Source organism: Agrobacterium sp. 20P9.1.2, assembly GCF_057799395.1.
Genome location: NZ_JBYOKI010000003.1, coordinates 613,969 through 632,594, shown reverse-complemented (window position 1 = coordinate 632,594; position 18,626 = coordinate 613,969). Strand labels below are relative to the sequence as shown.

Genomic DNA, 18,626 nt, shown 5'->3' with positions numbered 1-18,626 from the left:
AATATCCTCAGGCCTTGGGAGGCGTGCCTTTTTGGTATCGCGAAACGAGTTGGATCAGGCCTAAGCAGCCCCAGGTGATGCCGAAGGAAATCACGGCGAGCGCCGCTGGCTCATAGGCGCGGTTGGCACCCAGCAACTGCATGTAAGGGCCGAAGGCCGGGCGGTTCAAAAGCGCTGCCATGGTGAATTCACCGATGACGATGGCGAAGGTCAAAAATGCACCGGAGAGAACAGCCACCAGCACATTCGGCAGAATGATGCGTGCGAGAATGGTCGTCCATCCGGCACCGAGGCTTTGCGCGGCCTCCGTCAGCGTGGTGATGTCGATGGTGCGAAGCCCGGTATCGACGGCGCGGTACATATAGGGCAGGGCAAGCGTGGTATAGCCGAACATCAACAGCAGGTTGGTGCCAGATGTCGTTCCCGTCAGCGGCAGCCAGCTGGAGGTGTTGTAGAGCCTGATGTACCCGAAGACGATGACGATGGCCGGAATGACCAGCGGCAGAAGCGTGATGAATTCGATGACGGGCCGCAGCGCGGGCAGTTTCAGCCGCACCCAATAGGCCGTCGGCACCACCAGCAGCACACCGAAGATGATGGTAACCAGCGCCATCATGACGGAAAAGCTGAAGGTTTCCTGAAAGCGCGGATCGCCGAGAACCTTGGCGTAGGCGTCGAAGGAATATTCGCCGCGACGCATTTTCAGCGAGAAATTGGTCATGCCGATGAGCGGCAGGGCGAAATAGAGCAGGCCGAAAAGCAGCGCGCCCCAGGCGAAGAACCGCTTCATTTCAGCCACCTTTCGCTGCGCGTGCGCATCCAGATATAGAGCGTGTTGGCAATGCAGGTCACAAGGATCATGCCGAAGGCCAGCGCATAACCGAGGTTGGGATTGCCCAGCACGTCACCGCGGATTTGCGCAAACAGCAGAATAGGCACGATGTTGAGCGATGAGCCGGTGAGCGCAATTGCCGTCGCAACCGCGCCGAAAGCGTTGGCAAACAGCAGCGAAAATGTGCCGAGAATAGAGGGCAGCAGAATGGGGAAGGCCACCATGCGCCAATATTGAAAGCCGCTGGCGCCCAGAATTTCCGCAGCCTCGCGCCATTCGCGCTTCAACCCGTCCAGCGCCGGAGTGATGATGAGGATCATCAAGGGGATCTGGAAAAACAGATAGGTAACGGTCAGGCCCCAGAAGGACAGAATGTTGAAGCCCAGGAGGCGCAGATCGAGGCCGAGCTGGGTTTTCAAAAATACGGTGACGAGACCGACTGGGCCAAGCGTGGCGATGAAGGCAAAGGCCAGCGGCACGCCTGCAAATTGCGATGCGACACCGGAAAATGTCAGCAGAGGTGCGCGGATTTTCGGTGGCAGACCGCCCAGCACCACGGCCGTGGCCACGCCAAAACCGATCAGACAGCCAAGGGCTGCCGAGGCGACGCTGATCTTGATGGAAATCCAGTAGGCCGAGAGAATCGACGGCGTAAACAGATCCGCGAGGTTTTGCAGCGTAAAGCCGCCATCCGGCGTCTGAAAAGCGCCGATGACGATTTTCATCGTCGGCATGATCAAAAAAAGCAGAATGAAAATTGCAAATGGCAAAACGCCAAGCCATTCCAGCTTCAGGCGGAAACGTCCTGATGGCCGCAATGGTGCGCCAATATTGTCTGGTGTCATACCAAGTTCCCGAATGCCGCTCTTATCGTGGCTTTTCTTATAAAATCAGCCGCCCCGGCTTTTGAAAAGGCCTTAGCCTTTGAAAAGATCGGGGCGGCTGTTTTGGTCGTTACTTCACGTTTGCGCCGACAACCTTGTCCCAACCGGCGGTGACGGCAGCCTTGTTGGCATCGACGTCTTCGAGTGTCGGGAAGATTGCCTTTTCATAGGCTGCTGCTGGTGGCAGGGCGTCCAAGAGATCCTTTGGAATCTTGTTTGCCTTGGCAAGAGCGTTGAAGCGGATTGGGTGGCAGAAGCCCTTCAGCCAGCCAAGCTGACCGTCGTCCGAATAGAGATGCTCCATCCAGAGCTTTGCAGCGTTTGGATGCGGTGCGTAGGCGGAGATGCCCTGCACGTAAACGCCAGCCAGAACGCCCTTTTCAGGAACGACGACTTCTGTCGGAGGGTTGCCGTTCAGCGTCTTCGCCCAGGACAGCGCGTTATAGTCCCATGCAACGACGATCGGTGTTGCACCCTGTGCCAGCGTACCGGCCTTGCCGATGACGGGAACGAAGTTGCCAGCCTTGTTGAGCTCGGCGAAATACTTCAGACCGGCTTCGCCAGCTTCCTTGCCGTCCTTGGCACCGGTGGAAAGACCGGCAGCGAGAACGCCCAGAATAGCCTGGTTGGAAGCGCGTGGGTCACCAGCAAGAGCGACCTGACCGGAATATTCCGGCTTCAGAAGGTCAGCCCAGTCCTTCGGAGAATTCTTGACGAGGTCCTTGTTCACGAAGATGGACATGACGCCGTAATAGTCGCCGTACCAGTAGCCTTCGGCATCCTTCACATTGTCAGGAATTTCGTCCCAGGTGGAGACCTTGTAAGGCTGAAGAAGGCCTTCCTTCTTGGCCTGCGGGCCGAATGCGAGACCAACGTCGATCACGTCAGGAGCCTGTGGGCCCTTGTTGTCCTTGTTGGCCTTGATGGCTTCCACTTCGTCGGCAGAGCCGGCGTCCGGGTTCAGTTCGTTCACCTGAATTTCAGGATACTTGGCTTTGAAGGAGGCAATAACGTCGCCATAACCGCACCAGTCGTGAGGCAGTGCGATGGTCGTCAGCATGCCTTCCTTCTTGGCGGCAGCGATGAGTTCTTCGCTCGGTGCGGCAGAGGCAATCGCGGTAGATGCGATGACCAGTGCTGTTGTCAGCGATAGCAGTCGGCGGCTGTGCGAGATCACGTTTAGTCTCCTCTTGTGTCTCATGCGTCTGGCGACGCTGATACGTGGGTTGCATGAACGTTATGTGACGGTTTTTTCAGGCGAGTTTTCGCCCTCATCTGGCCCCTGCCGTTTTATTGCCATCATTGCGCCCTGTCGTCGCCATGATATTTAAAAAACGACATAAAAAATTCGTGTTGCGCCGTTTGTCAGAATTCTGCGCTGCGCCCGGCCCTCCTATTTTTCTCCCTTTTCCGGTTTTCTGAATAGGCGTGTCTGCTCGAAGAGGCCTTCGAGAGAGTTCATGCGCTGGCGGGTCTCGTCCCAGCTGTTGTTTTGCACAGCCTCGATCAGCGCTTCCACCACGAACAGGGTCACAACGGAGCTGTCCCAGGCCGATGGGGCCTCGATGCGCACGCGAAACGTATGTTCGGCAAAGCGCGAAACCGGTGATGTCCACTGATCTGTGAACAGCAATATGCGCACATTGTTGTCATGTGCCACCTGCGCCAGCGTCACCATGTCCTGCTCGTAACGGCGGATATCGAACATCACCAGCACGTCGCCCGCATTCATGTTCAACATGAATTGCGGCCATGAACTGGAGTTGGACGACATCAGCGCCGTCTTGGGGCGGATGACCTGCATATGGGTGAAGAAATATTCGGCAATCGCCCCGGTAATGCGCCCGCCGACGAAATAGAGGCTGCGTTTGCGATCAGACAGCAGGGCTGCGGCATTGTCGAAATCGGCGGTGTCGAGGTCGCTCAGCGTATCGCGCAGATTGTTGGTTATCGCATCGGCAAAGCGGTTGAGAATGTGGAGGCCCGGCGCATTGCTAGCCCAGCGGTCATGCTTGGCGATGGGGTTGGAAATGGTGGCTTCCAGCTCCTGATGCAGCCGCGCCTGAAAATCGGGGTAACCCTTAAAGCCCAGCTTCTGCACCATTCGTGCCACAGTCGGCGTCGAAACGCCTGCATTTTCCGCAACGGTGGTGATGCTGCCCAGCCCCGAGACCGGATAATTACCGAGAAGACTTTCCGCCAAACGCTTTTCAGCACGCGTCAGGCTCTCGTAATGAGCCTGAATGACGTCCGAAACGGTCGCGGCCGAACTGTGCAAATTTTTCCCCTAGCCGGTCTTTTCGCCGGTCTGTTAGCACTGATTAAGATACGGGCGTAGCGCAGAGTCAATCGAAAAAATGAAGAGAAAATTTCAAAAACCATTTGACACTTTGTCGTGAGTGAAGAATTCTTTTCTTAGCTGTCGGGGGACAGTGATGTTGGCAGCGGGGTTCACCATGATGGTGCAAGGCCAGTTTTTCACAAGCGATGAGGCAGGGCCTGTTGCCGTGGAAAATGCTGACGGAAAGAGCCGTGTGCTGCTGGTGTGCGAACATGCGTCACGCAGGCTGCCCGTCCGGTTCGGCACCCTTGGCCTCAACGAAGACGTGCTTGCAAGCCATATTGCCTGGGATCCCGGCGCTCTCGCCGTCACCCGTCTCCTGTCGGCCAGTCTCGATGCGACCGTCGTCTACCAAAACTATTCCCGGCTGATCTATGACTGCAATCGCCCGCCGGAATCGCCCTCGGCCATGCCCGTCGCCAGCGAAATCTACGACATTCCCGGCAATGCGGATTTGAGTGACGCGGAACGGTTCGCCCGCACCTCGGCGCTCTATATTCCGTTTCATGATCGCATCAGCGAGCTTGTCGCGGCTCGGCAAAATCCCGTTCTGGTGACGATCCACAGTTTTACGCCGGTCTATCACGGCAAGCAGCGCGCGGTGGAAATCGGCATTCTGCACGATACAGACGCCCGGCTTGCCGATGCGATGTTGGCACATGCCGCGGGTTCATCCTTCAAGGTCGAGCGCAACGAGCCCTATGGGCCGGAGGACGGTGTGACCCACACGCTGCGCCTTCATGCGCTGCCGAACGGTCTTTTGAACGTGATGATCGAGGTTCGCAACGACCTCATTCAGGATGAAGAGGGGCAGCGGGTCGCTGCCGATTTTCTGCATGGGCTTCTGGTGGCGGGGATTGCCGCCGAGGCCTCGTAATTCGTTTCGCGGGAATTGCCTCGCGAACTGGAACGGCGCTGCACCGCCAAGAATGCCGAACAATCGGCACGGGTGCAGCGTGGGAACAGCAGATGTGCATGGCGTGATCGGGTGTTCCATCGCGCCGAGACTGGGGCAAAATCGGCCATTCCGGCTGACAGCCTGTTTTTCTTGATCAGGAGAGAACGGCATGGACAATTCATCATCAGGGGTCAGCTATAAGAAGGCTGACGCATCCTATTTCGAAAAAAGAGGGCTCTCGCGTTACGCGGGTGTCTGGTCGTTGTGGGCGCTTGGCGTCGGCGCGGTTATTTCTGGCCATTTTTCCGGCTGGAACTTCGGCTTCGCCACCGGCGGCTGGGGCGGCATGCTGGTTGCGGGCATGATCATCGCCGTCATGTATCTCGGGCTGACATTCTCCATCGCGGAAATGAGCCCGGCCTTGCCGCATACGGGTGCCGCCTATTCCTTCGCCCGCACGGCGATGGGTCCATGGGGCGGCTTCATCACTGGCCTTTGCGAGAACGTTGAATACGTCCTCACGCCCGCCGTCATCGTCACCTTCATTACGGCTTACGTAAACTCCATCCTCGGGCTCGATCCGGCCTATTCGCCGTTCCTGTGGGTGCTGTTCTACGTTATCTTTCTGGCGCTCAACGTCTTCGGACTTGAACTGTCCTTCAAGGTAACACTTGTTATCACGCTGATTTCGCTGGGTGTTCTCGTCTTCTTCTGGATCAGCGCCATTCCCAATATCGATTTCTCCCGCTGGGCGCTGAATATCGGCGTCGGGCCGGATGGTGCGGCCATCGAACTGCCGGAAGGCAACGGCTCCTTCTTCCCCTTCGGCTTCTCCGGTGTTCTCGCCACGCTGCCCTTTGCGGTCTGGCTGTTCCTCGCCATCGAGCAATTGCCGCTGGCGGCTGAAGAATCCGTCGATCCGAAGCGCGATATGCCCAAGGGCATCATTCTCGGCATCATCACGCTCATGATCTCGGCCTTTATGATCGTGCTGCTCAACCCTTCGCTGCCCGGCATCGGTGCCTTCCATCTCGGCTCTTCGCTGGAGCCGCTGCTGGATGGTTTCAAGGCCGTCTATGGTGATGGCGGCGTTGTTCTGCTTGGCTTCGTGGCGCTGACGGGCCTCATCGCTAGCTTCCACACCATCCTCTATGCGCAGGGTCGCCAGATCTATTCGCTGTCGCGTGCGGGCTATTTCCCGACGGCGCTGTCCGTCACGCATCCCAAGTTCAAGACACCGCATGTCGCGATGTTGACGGGTGCCATCGTCGGCCTCGCGGTGATGATGACCATCTGGTTCGCATTGGGTGCGACCGAGGGCGGCAGCATCATCGGCAGCGTGCTGCTCAATATGGCCGTGTTCGGCGCGATGTTCTCCTATATCATGCAGGCGATCTCCTTCATCATGCTGCGCCGTAACCTGCCCAACATCGAGCGTCCTTTCCGTTCGCCGCTCGGCATTCCTGGTGCTGTGCTGACCATCATCATCGCTGTCATAACCTTGCTCTATCAGGTGCAGGACCCGAACTTCACCAAGGGCGTGATCTGGGTGGCGCTGTGGTTTGCCGTTGCCATCGCCTATTTCGCGCTGGTTGGCCGTCACCGCCTCATCCTGTCGCCGGAAGAGGAATTCGCGCTGGAGCACAAGCAGGCCGCACTCGATGCGGCGGCTGCCAAGGCCTGACCGAGACAAACAGGGCGACCGGCAACGGTCGCCCCATAAAACAAAGGGAACGAAAACATCATGACGACGACCTACACATTCGACGAGCTTAAAAAAGATGTCGCGGAAGGGCGCATAGACACGGTTCTGGCATGCCTCGTGGATATGCAGGGTCGTCTGATGGGCAAACGCTTCCAGGCGGAATTCTTCGTGGAAAGCGCCTATGAGGAAACCCACACCTGCAACTATCTGCTCGCAACCGACATGGAAATGGAAACCGTGCCGGGCTACAAATCCACCAGTTGGGAAAAGGGTTACGGCGATTATACGCTGAAGCCCGATCTCGCCACCCTACGCCGTGTGCCATGGCTGGAAGGCACGGCGCTGGTTCTGTGCGATGCCTATGACCACCACACCCATGCCGAGGTTGCCCACTCTCCCCGCGCGCTGTTGAAGAAACAGGTCGCGCGTCTGGAGGCCATGGGGCTGAAAGCCTATATGGCCAGCGAGCTGGAATTCTTCCTGTTCGACCAGAGTTTCGAGACCGCCCGTGCCAATGGCTACCGCGATCTGCAACTCGCCAGCGCCTATAATGAAGACTACCACATCTTCCAGACCACCAAGGAAGAAGATGTCATGCGCGCCATTCGCAATGGCCTGCAAGGTGCTGGAATTCCAGTGGAAAACACCAAGGGCGAGGCGTCTGCCGGCCAGGAAGAGATCAACGTGCGCTACGCCGATGCGCTCACCATGGCCGACCGCCACGCCATCATCAAAAACGCCACCAAGGAAATCGCCTGGTCCAAAGGAAAGGCCGTGACCTTCCTTGCCAAGTGGAATTACAGCGCGGCGGGCAGTTCCTCGCACATCCACCAGTCGCTGTGGAGCCTCGATGGCAAGACGCCGATGTTTCTGGACAAGGACGCCGACCACGGCATGTCCGCCATGATGAAGCATTACATCGCCGGGCTTTTGGCCCATGCAAGCGAAATCACTTATTTCCTCGCGCCCTATATCAACTCCTACAAGCGCTATATGGCAGGCACATTTGCGCCCACCAAGTCCGTGTGGAGCACGGATAACCGCACCGCAGGTTACCGCCTTTGCGGCGCAGACACCAAGGGCATCCGCATCGAATGCCGCGTCGGCGGCTCCGACCTCAACCCGCACCTCGCCATGGCCGCACTTCTGGCGGCAGGCATTGACGGCATCGAAAACAAGATGGAACTTGAGGCGCAGTTCGAAGGCGATGCCTATGGCGGCAAGGACATCCGCGAGATACCCAAGACATTGCGGGATGCGACGGATCACCTTAACACGTCCAAGATGCTGCGCAGCGCTTTTGGTGAGGATGTCATCGACCACTATGTTCGCGCCGCAAAGTGGGAGCAGGAAGAATACGACCGCCGCGTCACCGACTGGGAAGTCGCGCGCGGGTTTGAGCGGGCATAAACAAAGTAGGAAAATATCATGACCATGATCCAGAATATTTCGCCGATCGACGGCACCGTTTATGCCGAACGCGAGGCGATGTCGCTGGATGCGGCGCGCGGCGTCGTGTTGAAGGCGCGTGCTGCGCAAAAATCCTGGGCCCGTCGCCCTTTGGAAGATCGCGTTCAACTAGTGCTGAAAGGCGTCGCGCGGCTGAATGAGATGGTTGGCGAAGTCGTGCCGGAACTGGCCCATATGATGGGCCGCCCGGTACGCTACGGCGGCGAGTTCAAGGGTTTTAACGAACGCTCGAACTATGTCGCAGCCATTGCAGCCGATGCGCTGGCACCGCTGGTCATCGAGGAAAGCGGCAATTTCGAGCGCCGTATCGAGCGCGAAGCGCACGGCGTCGTCTTCGTCATCGCGCCGTGGAACTACCCCTACATGACGGCGATCAATACGATTGCACCGGCGCTGATGGCGGGCAACACGGTTGTCATCAAGCACGCCGCGCAGACGCTGCTGGTGGGTGAGCGTATGGTGCGCGCCTTTGTCGAGGCCGGTGTGCCGGATGATGTTTTCGCCAATCTTTTCCTCGATCATCAGACCACATCGGCGCTGATTGCCGAAAGTAATTTCAACTTCGTCAACTTCACCGGCTCCGTCGAAGGCGGTCGCGCCATCGAGCGCGCTGCGGCTGGCACCTTCACCGGCCTTGGTCTTGAACTCGGCGGCAAAGACCCCGGCTACGTCATGGAAGACGCCGATCTGGATGCGGCAGTCGATACGCTGATGGACGGCGCGACCTTCAATTCCGGGCAATGCTGCTGCGGTATCGAGCGCGTCTATGTCAATGAAGCGCTGTTCGATGCCTTCGTTGAAAAGTCCGTCGCCTGGGTTTCCAATTACAAGCTGGGCAACCCGCTGGAGCAGGAAACGTCCCTCGGCCCTATGGCCAATAAGCGTTTCGCCAAGGTCGTGCGCCAGCAGGTGGCCGATGCCGTTGCCAAGGGCGCCAAGGCGCTGGTCGATCCCAAGCTCTTTGCCGCCGATGATGGCGAAAGCGCCTATGTCGCGCCGCAAATTCTCATTGATGTCGATCACTCCATGGAATTCATGACCGAAGAAACCTTCGGTCCTGCCGTTGGCATCATGAAGGTGAAGAACGACGAAGAAGCCATCCGCCTGATGAATGACAGCAAATACGGTCTCACTGCATCGCTGTGGACGCAGGACGCTGAGCGGGCAGGGCGCATCGGTCGCGAGATTGAAACCGGCACCGTCTTCATGAACCGCGCCGATTATCTCGACCCGGCTCTCTGCTGGACCGGCGTCAAGGAAACCGGTCGCGGCGGCTCATTGTCGGTCATCGGTTTCCAGAACCTGACCCGTCCAAAATCCTACCATCTGAAGAAAGTCACGAAATGAACATCGTCGCAAACTGGAGCTACCCAACCCCGATCAAGATGGGACGTGGCCGGATCAAGGAATTGGCGGATGCCTGCAAGACGCTCGGCATCAAAAAGCCGCTGCTGGTCACCGACCGTGGCCTGGCCAATATGGCGATCACCGGCCACGCGCTGGATATTCTGGAAGAGGCGGGTCTTGGCCGCGCCATCTTTGCCGATGTGGACCCCAACCCCAACGAGATCAATCTCGAAGCCGGCGTCAAAGCCTTCAAGGATGGCGGCCATGACGGCGTCGTCGCCTTTGGCGGTGGCTCCGGTCTCGACCTCGGCAAGGCCGTCGCCTTCATGGCAGGCCAGACCCGTCCGGTCTGGGATTTCGAGGATATTGGCGACTGGTGGACCCGTGCAAACTCTGATGGTATCGCCCCCATCGTCGCCGTGCCGACGACAGCTGGCACAGGCTCGGAAGTGGGCCGCGCCAGCGTCATCACCAATTCGCAAACCCATGTGAAGAAGATCATCTTCCACCCGAAATTCCTGCCCGGCGTCGTCATCTGCGATCCGGAACTGACGGTCGGCATGCCCAAGGCGATTACCGCAGGCACCGGCATGGATGCCTTCGCCCATTGCCTGGAAGCCTATTCCTCGCCCTTCTTCCACCCCATGAGCCAGGGCATCGCGCTTGAAGGCCTGCGGTTGGTGAAGGAATATCTGCCACGCGCCTATAGGGACGGCACGGATATCGAAGCCCGTTCCAACATGATGGCCGCCGCCGCCATGGGCGCGGTCGCCTTCCAGAAGGGGCTGGGCGCTATCCATTCCCTGTCGCACCCCATCGGCGCCGTCTACAACACCCACCACGGCATGACCAACGCCGTCGTCATGCCAGCGGTCCTTTGCTTCAACCGCCCTGTTATCGAAGAGAAAATCGCCCGCGCGGCAGCCTATCTCGGTATCGAAGGCGGGTTCGATGGGTTTTATGATTACGTGCTGGAGCTTCGCAAAGAGCTGGGCGTACCGGAAAGCCTGACCGCCATGGGTATCAAGCCAGACCGCGTGGATGAACTGGTGGCAGAGGCCATCAAGGACCCGAGCTGCGGCGGTAACCCGGTGGAGATGACGGCGGAGAATACGAAGGCGCTGTTTCTGGAGTGCTTTTGAGTGAGGTGATGGCGCTTGGCTGATTTGAACGGCGAGGTGCGGGTGCTTACGCTGGTGCTTAATGCTGGCGCGTAAACGTTAGCCCACAACGGCAGCAACCCTCATCCTGAGGTGCCCCGCAGGGGCCTCGAAGGACGAGGGTTGCGGGCTTTGGGGCAGAGTATGCGGCGGATACTTCGAGGGCGCTTCGCGCCACCTCAGCATGAGGACGGTGGTTGCGGGCTTGGGGCAGAGTATGCGGCAGATGCTTCGGTGCTTTGCCCTTCGGCCAAAGCACCGAAGCATGAGGGCGGTGGGTGTGTCGACGGTTGCGGCTGGGTTACCTCTCCCCTTGTGGGAGAGGAAGAAAAATCATGATCTTAGCAAAGCTAAGTCATAGATTTTTCAGGTGAGGGGTTTGCCGCTCGCGCCGAGAGAAACCCCTCACTTGCAATTTCTAACACTTAGCTTTGCTAAGATGTTGAAATTGCTTTCTCTCCCACAAGGGGAGAGATAACCCAGCCGCATCCTCTGATATGAGAGTGTTACTCAGGCGGTTGTCACACCCAAATACCCCACCCCACACAAAACCTCGCACCAAATCTTTCCATTTCATTAACCATCTTCGTTAACAATATCCCTGCACCATGAATCTCGCGGTGCGTTGAAGAGCGATGAATTCAGGCTCTGCATTTGGGGGCCACATGCCTGTCATTACGTTTGCAAATACAAAGGGCGGCGCGGGGAAGACGACGGCGGTTTTGCTGCTGGCGACCGAGCTTGCGCGCACCGGCCACCGCGTGACGGTTCTGGATGCCGATCCGCAACTGTGGATTTCGCGCTGGTCGGAAATGTCGGGCCAGATGCAGAATCTGGCGGTCATCTCCCATGTCACCATGGCGTCGCTGGAAACGCATATTCGCGAAAACCGGTCGAACACGGACTGTTTCATCATTGATCTGCCGGGCACGAAAAGCCCGCTTCTGACCATGGCGCTCGGCATTTCCGACCACGTCATCATCCCGGTGCAGGGCTCTGCGATGGACGCCCGCGGCGCGGCTGAGGTGCTTGAGCATATCGAATTCCTCAACCGCAAAATGGGCATGAAGATCGATCATTCGGTCGTGCTGACCCGCGTCAATGCCATGGTCAGCACCCGCTCAATGCTGCTGGTCAAAGCGTTGCTGGCAGAAAAGAATGTGCGCGTTCTGGATACGCCGATTGCCGAGCGCGCAGCCTTCCGCGATATTTTCGATTATGGTGGCACGCTGGCCGGTCTGGACTGTCACAAGGTCAGCAATGTCGATAAGGCCATGGAGAATGTTCGCAGCTTCGCCAATGAGGTCTTGCGGCTGATGCCCGTGCGCGTCGTTCGCTCCGGCAATGTGCTGAAAATGTTCGGTCGCAAGGCGGCCTGATTTCAAGCAAATTCAGTACGCCCGGTTCTCTAACGAGCCGGGCGTATTATTTTGCTTGATTTGGAAACGATCGTTTCCTATATTGCCGCCATGACACAGAACCTTTCATCTTCCACCCTCACACGCCAGCGCGGTCGTCCGCGCGAGTTCGATGTCGATCAGGCCATCGACAAGGCCATTGGCGTGTTTTCAGAGCGCGGTTATCACGCGACCTCAGTGGGGGATCTGACGCAGGCGATGGAGCTGACACAGGGCAGTCTCTACAAGGCCTTCAAGGATAAGAAGGACATCTATATTGCCGCTGTCGAGCGCTACAAGCTGGTGCAGACGCAGCGTTTCGAGGCGGCTGTCCGGGCTGGCACGAATGGCCGAGGGAAGCTGCTGGCGGCGATGAATTTTTATGCCGATGGGTCCGCTGGGCAATCGGGTGGACGCGGCTGCCTCGTTGTCGGTGCCACCGCTGATCTGGCCTCGCTGGATGAGGACATGGCCCGCGTCGTGCGCGGCGCCATCGAAGCACGCGAGAGGATTTTGGCGCGTCTCGTGCGGGAAGGGCAGGCGGATGGCAGTGTTACGGCTGATCGGGATGCGGAGGCGCTGGCAAAGACCGCCCTTTGCATTCTCTACGGAATTCGCGTTGTCGGCAAAACCGCCCCAACGCGGGAGGAACTGAGTGCAGTGGTCGATATTGCCATGAAGGTATTCGACTGAATTTTTTGCTTATTTTGGAAATGATTATTTCCGAATTGGAGACTTAACATGACACCCACGGTGCTTGGCGCTGAGCCCGCACAGGACGAGACGCTCTCTTCCGCCATGATTTTTCTGCTGGCCACGGCCTGTGGTCTGGTTGCAGCCAATCTTTATTATGCCCAGCCGCTGGCGGGCGTCATTGGGGCAGAGCTTGGCATTTCGGCAGGCGCAACGGGGCTGATCGTGACGCTGACGCAGATCGGTTACGGCCTTGGCCTCCTGTTCGTCGTGCCGCTGGGCGACCTCATTGAAAACAGAAGACTGATCGTGACCACTGTTGCGATGGCGGTGATTGCGCTAGTTGGTGCCGCACTTGCGCCAAATGCGGGACCGTTTCTGCTGGCCGTCTTCCTCGTCGGCATAAGCTCCGTCGCGGTGCAGATGATCCTGCCCTTGGCGGCGCATATGACGCCCAATGCCACGCGCGGGCGGGTCGTTGGCAGCATCATGAGCGGCCTGATGGTTGGCATTATGCTGGCGCGGCCAGTTTCCAGCGTGCTGTCGGACTTCGTGTCATGGCGCGGTGTCTTCTGGATATCGGCGGCTGTCATGGCTGTACTGGCAATCGTTCTCTACCGTTTGTTGCCGCGCCGTATGCCGGATGCGAAGCTGCCCTATACCGCGCTGCTTGCCTCCATGGCCAAGCTTGCCGCCAACACACGTCTGCTGCAACGGCGCGCGCTGTATCAGGCCAGCATGTTTTCAGCCTTCAGCCTGTTTTGGACGGTGACGCCGCTTTATCTCAGCGGTCCGGCCTTTCGCCTGTCACAGACCGAAATTGCGCTCTTCGCTCTGGCCGGAGCCGCCGGTGCGGTTGCCGCGCCCATTGCCGGGCGGATGGCTGACCGCGGCTGGACATGGGCGGCGACATTTGCGGCGTTGACGGCAGGAGCGACCGCGTTTCTTATTACCCATATTGCGCCGGAGGGATCGCATCTGTCGCTGGCATTGCTGGTGGTCGCAGCCATTGTGCTGGACTTTGCCGTCACCACCAATCTGGTGCTTGGGCAGCGCGCGATCTTCACGCTGGGCGCAGAATTCCGCAGCCGCCTCAATGGGATCTTCATGGCGACGTTTTTCATGGGTGGCGCTGCCGGTTCGGCGCTGGGTGGATGGGCCTATGCCCATGGCCATTGGGCTGCCGCATCCTGGCTCGGCTTTGCGCTTCCCGCATCTGGCCTTGCATTTTTCCTGACGGAACGCGCGTCAGAAAAACGTCGGCTTCGTCTCGGATAAGCAGCCTCCAAAAAGAAATGCCCGGCACTTGGCCGGGCATTTTTGTGTTTGAGATTTAATTACTCAGCAAACTCTACGACCACACCGGGCCGAACCATTTTGGCCAGTTCCGTCGCATCCCAGTTGGTCAGGCGGATACAGCCATGGCTATTGGTCTTGCCGATCTTGGATGGTTCCGGCGTGCCGTGAATGCCGTAGGTGGGCTTGGAAAGCGCAATCCAGACCGTACCGACAGGACCGTTAGGGCCGGGCGGAATTTGCAGGATCTGGTTGTTCTGCCCCTGCTGGAAGTTGATCTTCGGATTATAGGTATAGCCCGGATTGAGCGCGATGCGCTCCACTGTATGGGTTCCTGATGGGGATGGCGTATCAGAGGAGCCGATCGTGGCCGGGTAGGCTGCAATCAGAGCGCCGCCCTGGTCATAGGCGAAGACCTGCTTGATGCCCTTGTGGGCAACGATGCGAGCAACCTGACCAGTCTTGGCTTCGCCGGGATTGACGACCTTGATGATGGTGCCGGGCACGGTGAAGTCCACGCCGGGGTTCAGTTCCTTCAAGTAGGTCTCATCCATGTGGAAACGCTCAGCCAGCGCTTCCGATGTCGAGGTGTAAGCCATTGCCGGAAGCTGCGCCTTTTCGGCATAGTCATCCGGAATGGAGGCGACGTATGGGCCAGCGGCATCGGCAGCCGTTATTGTATAGTCAACAATCGCCAGACCGCCGGTGTTGCGCAGGCGCTCCAGAATGTCCTCGGTATTGTTCGGGTCCAGCTGTTCGCCGGTCATTTCCTGCCACGCGGCAATGGCCTTGTTGACGTTATCGCCCATCTTGCCATCGATCACGCCCGGCGAAATGCCCTGACGGTCGAGGAACACCTGAAGCGCCACGATTTCCTGACGCGACCGGTTGACCGGTGCCTTGACCGGCTGGTTTCGTTCGATCAGATGGTCGGGTTGTGGCACGGCCTCGACGGTGCTTTCGCCCGGCATCGGCTGGTTCAGAGGTGCGCTTTCAACAGCGCCGGGGCGGGCGACGGAGCCGGTATAGACATTCCGGTCGCTGCCATCGCCGCGATATTCGCGGTAATCCTGCACATTGCCGTTGCCACCCTGATAACCGTAGTCGCGCTGTGGTTCGCGGTACTGGCCGCCGGGGGCTGGCGGGTAGTAGGTCTCGTTTTGATTGTAATAGGGATCTCGGTACGGGTCCTGCTGCTGGGCCTGACGGCGCGGCGTTGCCCCGCGCGGCATTTCCGTTGCTACCAGATTGCCATAGCGATCGTAATAAACCGTGCGACCCATGCGATCTCGACTGATGACGATGTCGCGGCTGTCGGGCATGAATTCAAGAACACGCCCGTCGGGGGAGACGAGCATGGGCTGTTCCTGATAGACCTGTCGCTGTTGCGCGCTGGCATTTACCGGTGCAAGCATCGGCGTTGCCACCACGGCGAGACAGAACATTGCGTTAATAAAAAGTTTCACGATTCTGCGATCCCTTGGGTTCTTGCCCAACACACACACGTTAATCTTGACCCTATTGTGAAAAAGATGAATTCGAAGTTAACGCAATCTTAATTTCCTGACGTTGCAATAGCTTTTGCGTGATCGCCGCGTCAATTGGGCAGTGAGGAGGAAGCATGCGAGCCTTGAAATCCGGGAAATCCCCCACGATTTTTCTCGATGAAACATCCGTTTTCGACATCGGCGCCTGCGTGGTCGAAGGTATCGATATTGCACCGGGACGGGCCATTCCCGATGATGGAGATGCGCGAATCGATCACTCTCTCGAAGGTTTTTTGTTTACCTGCGGACCTGACCATATTCGCCACCCCCAACCCATCGAAAACGATGCCAGTGGCCGCAAATATCCCTTGCATGGTTCGTTTTCCGCCCATCCAGCCGAAATTCTCGACTGGGAGGCCTCGGATGATAATGCGCGCGCCGCCGTTGGGGTTCCCGTGACGCTGGCAGATGGCGGAACGGCGCTGCTGGAACGGGAGTGGCGGATAGATGGGGCGACCGGCGAAGTCAGCTTGCAGGACCGCGTGACCAATACCAGCGACCATGCACGTCCGGTCTTTCACATGTACCATATGAATGTCGGTGCGCGGCTGTTCGATGATGGCGTGCGGCTTTCCGGAGATATGTTTGAGGGCGGTGGTTTCGGCTGGCGTTTTGGGGAGGAGCCGGGCGGCGTGTTCTGCGTGCCCGTGGAGCAGGGGGCGGACTGGGCGGAGATGACGCTTGGGCCGATTACCGCACTTGGCGGACGAACGCTGAAAGTGGCGTTCCGCAGCGATACGCTGCCCTATCTTCAGATGTGGCGAAATCAGCAGACGCCTGCGCATGTCATGGGCATAGAGCCGGTCTCTCATCGCTGGGTAGACCGCGCAGAGCTGGAGAAGGCGGGTGAATTTCACATTCTCCAGCCGGGTGAGAGCCGCAGTTACGCTCTACGCTTTTCTATTCTCTGAATGGGCCTGCAATTGGAAAAGCGCGTCATTGACGCACCGGATTTAACCCCTTACACCGGTTTCGGATTTTAGGACGGCACGGCCTGCAAAGGCCGGTTGCCGTTGCGACCGGAGGACACGAAGATGGATATCAGGCGTATCGACGACGAATATTCCGTAACCGGCCAGATCAGCGTTGCCGATCTCGATGAGGTCAAGGCGCAGGGCTTCAAGTCCATCGTCTGCCATCGCCCCGATGGTGAAGAAGACGGCCAGCCGCTGTTTGCCGATATTGCCGAACGGGCCGAGGAACTGGGCATTGCCATCGTGCATGTGCCCGTCGGTCGTTTCGGCGTGGATGCCGATGCCGTAGCCGGCATGGTGGATGCGCTGGACGAGCTTCAGCGCCCGATGCTGGGCTTTTGCCGCTCCGGCGCGCGCTCCACGGCCATTTACGAAAAGACTCATCATCTGCGCGGCTGATTGCAGCCGTTATTTTCTATCCAAAGCACCAACAGGAGTTTCAGCATGAGCATCAAGCGTATCGAACCCGGCAAGCGCATGAGCGGCGCAGTCGTTCACGGCAACACGGTCTACCTCGCCGGTCAGGTCGGTGAAGGCACATCCGTGACCGAGCAGAGCAAGTCCGCACTGGCCGAAGTCGACCGCCTGCTCGCGCTCGCCGGTTCCGACAAGTCCAAGGTTCTCCAAACCATCATCTATCTCTCCGACATGTCCACCTTCGGCGAAATGAACGCCGTCTGGGAAGGCTGGATCGACCCCGCCAACCCACCAGCCCGCGCGACCAGCGAAGCAGCATTGGCTACGCCGGATTATAAGGTCGAGTTTATCGTGACAGCTGCTATTTGAGTGGCTTGAGAATTTGACGAGAAAGCCGGTCCTTGTGGCCGGCTTTTTTGTTGGCTGGTTTACAATAGCAGGTGGCAGTGGGTGTGGCTCACCCCCCTCTGTCCTGCCGGACATCTCCCCCACAGGTGGGGAGATCGGCAAGATGCTCACTCACCGCTCCAATCGTAGCGTCAGAGGAGGGGCTCCGGCAAACAAGTCGTCGCCCCTCTGCAAGGTCTGAGATGACCGGTGAGCGCGCGCCCAGCTAATCTCCCCACCTGAGGGGGAGATGCCCGGCAGGGCAGAGGGGGGTAAGCCACACCCGCCGCCGTTTGCTATTTCGCCATGCCGCAAGGAATTTTGCTTAATTTTGAATCCCTTACCTCCATCACTTCGAAGTTCGATTCAACGCCTTGCCAAGTTGATTCACATTCGCCACGCGCTCGTCAAACCAAAGCCGCGCAAGATCGCCAGCCGACGCAAGATTGATCCCATCAGGGTCGATAGACGTAACTTTCCAAGCCCCAGCCTTTCTGCCCGCCAGAACCGCCAGCCGTGATGCTTCGCCCTTGATGCTGTTCAGACGCGTGACTTCGGCCTCCAGCCCTTCAGAACCGGAAAGGTCCGTGCGCAAATCGGCTGGTGTGATATTGCTGGCATTTCGGGCGGGGCCGCCGTTGATTTGTACGCCTTCGATGTTCAGGCGGTAAAGCTGTGTGTCCGGTAGCGAGAGGTAGAGCTTGGCTTTCGGATAGCGGGCGATGTAGCGCGCCTTGGCCAGCGGCACCTCGTCATCACTGATCAGCACGGCTTTTCCAACCAGCGTCAGCCTCGGCAATGTCAACGCATCGCCTTTGCTGAAGGGGGCGAGAACCAGCGAGATGCGCGGGTCGGCGTCGATATTGCGGGCGTGGAGGGCGAGGCGGGCTGCGAAGAAGAACGGCGTGCCATCCGGCTCGACGGCGATGTTCGTGGCTGTGTTGTAGGGATAACCGCTTTGCGGATCGATTGTCGCGAGCCCGGCAGTGCGGCAGGTGTGCAGTACGTCCCGCGCCACGCGCACGGCTTCGAAGGGCGCACCGGCCGAGGGTTCGATGATTGCGCTGCGTGGTGTGATGGGTGGGATTGTTGTGTCTGCCATAGTTGTCTCCGTAGCCAGTCGCGGTATAGCCCGGCGAGGTTGCCAGTCAAGTCCGTGATTGGCGTCCCCGGCTTCCGTCACCCCGCACTTGCTGCGGGGTCCAGCCGACTCGCGTCTGCGCGGCGAGAAGACTCTCTTCAGACCAAGGACTTGGTCTGACTGGATACCGGCTCAAG

General features: G+C 58.6%; 17 protein-coding genes. 11 read left to right on the top strand and 6 right to left on the bottom strand.

What is annotated here, in order from left to right; all coding sequences use genetic code 11:
- Positions 1-7 precede the first annotated feature (7 nt).
- The 4 genes from AC27VJ_RS12395 to AC27VJ_RS12380 form a co-directional block, all read right to left on the bottom strand.
- A complete protein-coding gene (locus AC27VJ_RS12395) occupies positions 8-790 on the bottom strand; it encodes an ABC transporter permease (protein WP_488684270.1) in 783 nt (260 codons plus the stop codon).
- On the bottom strand, positions 787-1,677 hold the full coding sequence (locus tag AC27VJ_RS12390; RefSeq protein ID WP_488684269.1) for an ABC transporter permease: 891 nt from the start codon (positions 1,675-1,677) through the stop codon (positions 787-789). Before AC27VJ_RS12390 ends, AC27VJ_RS12395 begins: the two co-directional genes overlap by 4 nt.
- A gap of 109 nt (positions 1,678-1,786) precedes the next feature.
- Positions 1,787-2,893, bottom strand: a complete 1,107-nt coding sequence (locus AC27VJ_RS12385) for an ABC transporter substrate-binding protein (protein WP_488684268.1) — start codon at positions 2,891-2,893, stop codon at positions 1,787-1,789.
- A 216-nt stretch (positions 2,894-3,109) separates the two neighbouring features.
- Positions 3,110-3,994 carry a MurR/RpiR family transcriptional regulator gene (locus AC27VJ_RS12380; protein WP_488684267.1) on the bottom strand — a complete coding sequence of 295 codons (885 nt, stop codon included), beginning with the start codon at positions 3,992-3,994 and terminating at the stop codon, positions 3,110-3,112.
- A gap of 178 nt (positions 3,995-4,172) precedes the next feature.
- Between AC27VJ_RS12380 and AC27VJ_RS12375 the strand changes: the two genes are divergently transcribed.
- The 8 genes from AC27VJ_RS12375 (at position 4,173) to AC27VJ_RS12340 (ending at position 14,005) form a co-directional block, all read left to right on the top strand.
- The gene (locus AC27VJ_RS12375; RefSeq protein ID WP_488684344.1) at positions 4,173-4,934 is read left to right on the top strand and encodes an N-formylglutamate amidohydrolase; all 762 of its coding nucleotides are present in this window, start codon (positions 4,173-4,175) and stop codon (positions 4,932-4,934) included.
- Between the two features lie 190 nt (positions 4,935-5,124).
- Entirely contained in the window at positions 5,125-6,639 is a 1,515-nt protein-coding gene (locus tag AC27VJ_RS12370) for an amino acid permease (RefSeq protein ID WP_488684266.1), read from the top strand.
- A 60-nt stretch (positions 6,640-6,699) separates the two neighbouring features.
- Positions 6,700-8,070, top strand: a complete 1,371-nt coding sequence (locus tag AC27VJ_RS12365; protein ID WP_488684264.1) for a glutamine synthetase family protein — start codon at positions 6,700-6,702, stop codon at positions 8,068-8,070.
- Between the two features lie 18 nt (positions 8,071-8,088).
- Positions 8,089-9,477 (top strand): aldehyde dehydrogenase family protein, encoded by a 1,389-nt coding sequence (locus AC27VJ_RS12360; protein ID WP_488684263.1) that lies wholly within the window; start codon positions 8,089-8,091, stop codon positions 9,475-9,477.
- Positions 9,474-10,619, top strand: coding sequence for an iron-containing alcohol dehydrogenase (locus AC27VJ_RS12355; RefSeq protein WP_488684262.1), 1,146 nt, complete (start codon positions 9,474-9,476; stop codon positions 10,617-10,619). Before AC27VJ_RS12360 ends, AC27VJ_RS12355 begins: the two co-directional genes overlap by 4 nt.
- 683 nt (positions 10,620-11,302) lie before the next feature.
- Entirely contained in the window at positions 11,303-12,016 is a 714-nt protein-coding gene (locus AC27VJ_RS12350) for an AAA family ATPase (RefSeq protein ID WP_353578038.1), read from the top strand.
- Positions 12,017-12,067: 51 nt separating this feature from the next.
- Positions 12,068-12,727 (top strand): TetR/AcrR family transcriptional regulator, encoded by a 660-nt coding sequence (locus tag AC27VJ_RS12345; RefSeq protein ID WP_488684261.1) that lies wholly within the window; start codon positions 12,068-12,070, stop codon positions 12,725-12,727.
- 48 nt (positions 12,728-12,775) lie between these two features.
- The gene (locus AC27VJ_RS12340) at positions 12,776-14,005 is read left to right on the top strand and encodes an MFS transporter (protein WP_488684260.1); all 1,230 of its coding nucleotides are present in this window, start codon (positions 12,776-12,778) and stop codon (positions 14,003-14,005) included.
- 59 nt (positions 14,006-14,064) lie between these two features.
- On the opposite strand, the gene AC27VJ_RS12335 is transcribed toward AC27VJ_RS12340, so the two are convergent.
- Positions 14,065-15,489, bottom strand: a complete 1,425-nt coding sequence (locus tag AC27VJ_RS12335; RefSeq protein WP_488684259.1) for a L,D-transpeptidase family protein — start codon at positions 15,487-15,489, stop codon at positions 14,065-14,067.
- A 155-nt stretch (positions 15,490-15,644) separates the two neighbouring features.
- Between AC27VJ_RS12335 and AC27VJ_RS12330 the strand changes: the two genes are divergently transcribed.
- From AC27VJ_RS12330 to AC27VJ_RS12320, 3 genes are all read left to right on the top strand, one after another.
- Positions 15,645-16,481 carry a DUF4432 family protein gene (locus AC27VJ_RS12330; RefSeq protein WP_488684258.1) on the top strand — a complete coding sequence of 279 codons (837 nt, stop codon included), beginning with the start codon at positions 15,645-15,647 and terminating at the stop codon, positions 16,479-16,481.
- A 123-nt stretch (positions 16,482-16,604) separates the two neighbouring features.
- Entirely contained in the window at positions 16,605-16,943 is a 339-nt protein-coding gene (locus AC27VJ_RS12325; RefSeq protein ID WP_488684256.1) for a protein tyrosine phosphatase family protein, read from the top strand.
- Positions 16,944-16,988: 45 nt separating this feature from the next.
- Positions 16,989-17,330 (top strand): RidA family protein, encoded by a 342-nt coding sequence (locus tag AC27VJ_RS12320; RefSeq protein ID WP_062450148.1) that lies wholly within the window; start codon positions 16,989-16,991, stop codon positions 17,328-17,330.
- A 367-nt stretch (positions 17,331-17,697) separates the two neighbouring features.
- Here the strand turns inward: AC27VJ_RS12320 and AC27VJ_RS12315 are convergent, their stop codons facing one another.
- The gene (locus tag AC27VJ_RS12315) at positions 17,698-18,450 is read right to left on the bottom strand and encodes a HugZ family pyridoxamine 5'-phosphate oxidase (protein ID WP_488684253.1); all 753 of its coding nucleotides are present in this window, start codon (positions 18,448-18,450) and stop codon (positions 17,698-17,700) included.
- Between the last annotated feature and the right edge of the window lie 176 nt (positions 18,451-18,626).

Excerpts from the sequence above, each read along its gene's own strand:
- AC27VJ_RS12395 (WP_488684270.1), bottom strand. The coding sequence starts at position 790 with ATGAAGCGGTTCTTCGCCTGGGGCGCGCTGCTTTTCGGCCTGCTCTAT.
- AC27VJ_RS12390 (WP_488684269.1), bottom strand. The coding sequence starts at position 1,677 with ATGACACCAGACAATATTGGCGCACCATTGCGGCCATCAGGACGTTTC.
- AC27VJ_RS12375 (WP_488684344.1), top strand. The coding sequence starts at position 4,173 with ATGATGGTGCAAGGCCAGTTTTTCACAAGCGATGAGGCAGGGCCTGTT.
- AC27VJ_RS12370 (WP_488684266.1), top strand. The coding sequence starts at position 5,125 with ATGGACAATTCATCATCAGGGGTCAGCTATAAGAAGGCTGACGCATCC.
- AC27VJ_RS12365 (WP_488684264.1), top strand. The coding sequence starts at position 6,700 with ATGACGACGACCTACACATTCGACGAGCTTAAAAAAGATGTCGCGGAA.
- AC27VJ_RS12360 (WP_488684263.1), top strand. The coding sequence starts at position 8,089 with ATGACCATGATCCAGAATATTTCGCCGATCGACGGCACCGTTTATGCC.
- AC27VJ_RS12355 (WP_488684262.1), top strand. The coding sequence starts at position 9,474 with ATGAACATCGTCGCAAACTGGAGCTACCCAACCCCGATCAAGATGGGA.
- AC27VJ_RS12350 (WP_353578038.1), top strand. The coding sequence starts at position 11,303 with ATGCCTGTCATTACGTTTGCAAATACAAAGGGCGGCGCGGGGAAGACG.
- AC27VJ_RS12340 (WP_488684260.1), top strand. The coding sequence starts at position 12,776 with ATGACACCCACGGTGCTTGGCGCTGAGCCCGCACAGGACGAGACGCTC.
- AC27VJ_RS12330 (WP_488684258.1), top strand. The coding sequence starts at position 15,645 with ATGCGAGCCTTGAAATCCGGGAAATCCCCCACGATTTTTCTCGATGAA.
- AC27VJ_RS12325 (WP_488684256.1), top strand. The coding sequence starts at position 16,605 with ATGGATATCAGGCGTATCGACGACGAATATTCCGTAACCGGCCAGATC.
- AC27VJ_RS12320 (WP_062450148.1), top strand. The coding sequence starts at position 16,989 with ATGAGCATCAAGCGTATCGAACCCGGCAAGCGCATGAGCGGCGCAGTC.
- AC27VJ_RS12315 (WP_488684253.1), bottom strand. The coding sequence starts at position 18,450 with ATGGCAGACACAACAATCCCACCCATCACACCACGCAGCGCAATCATC.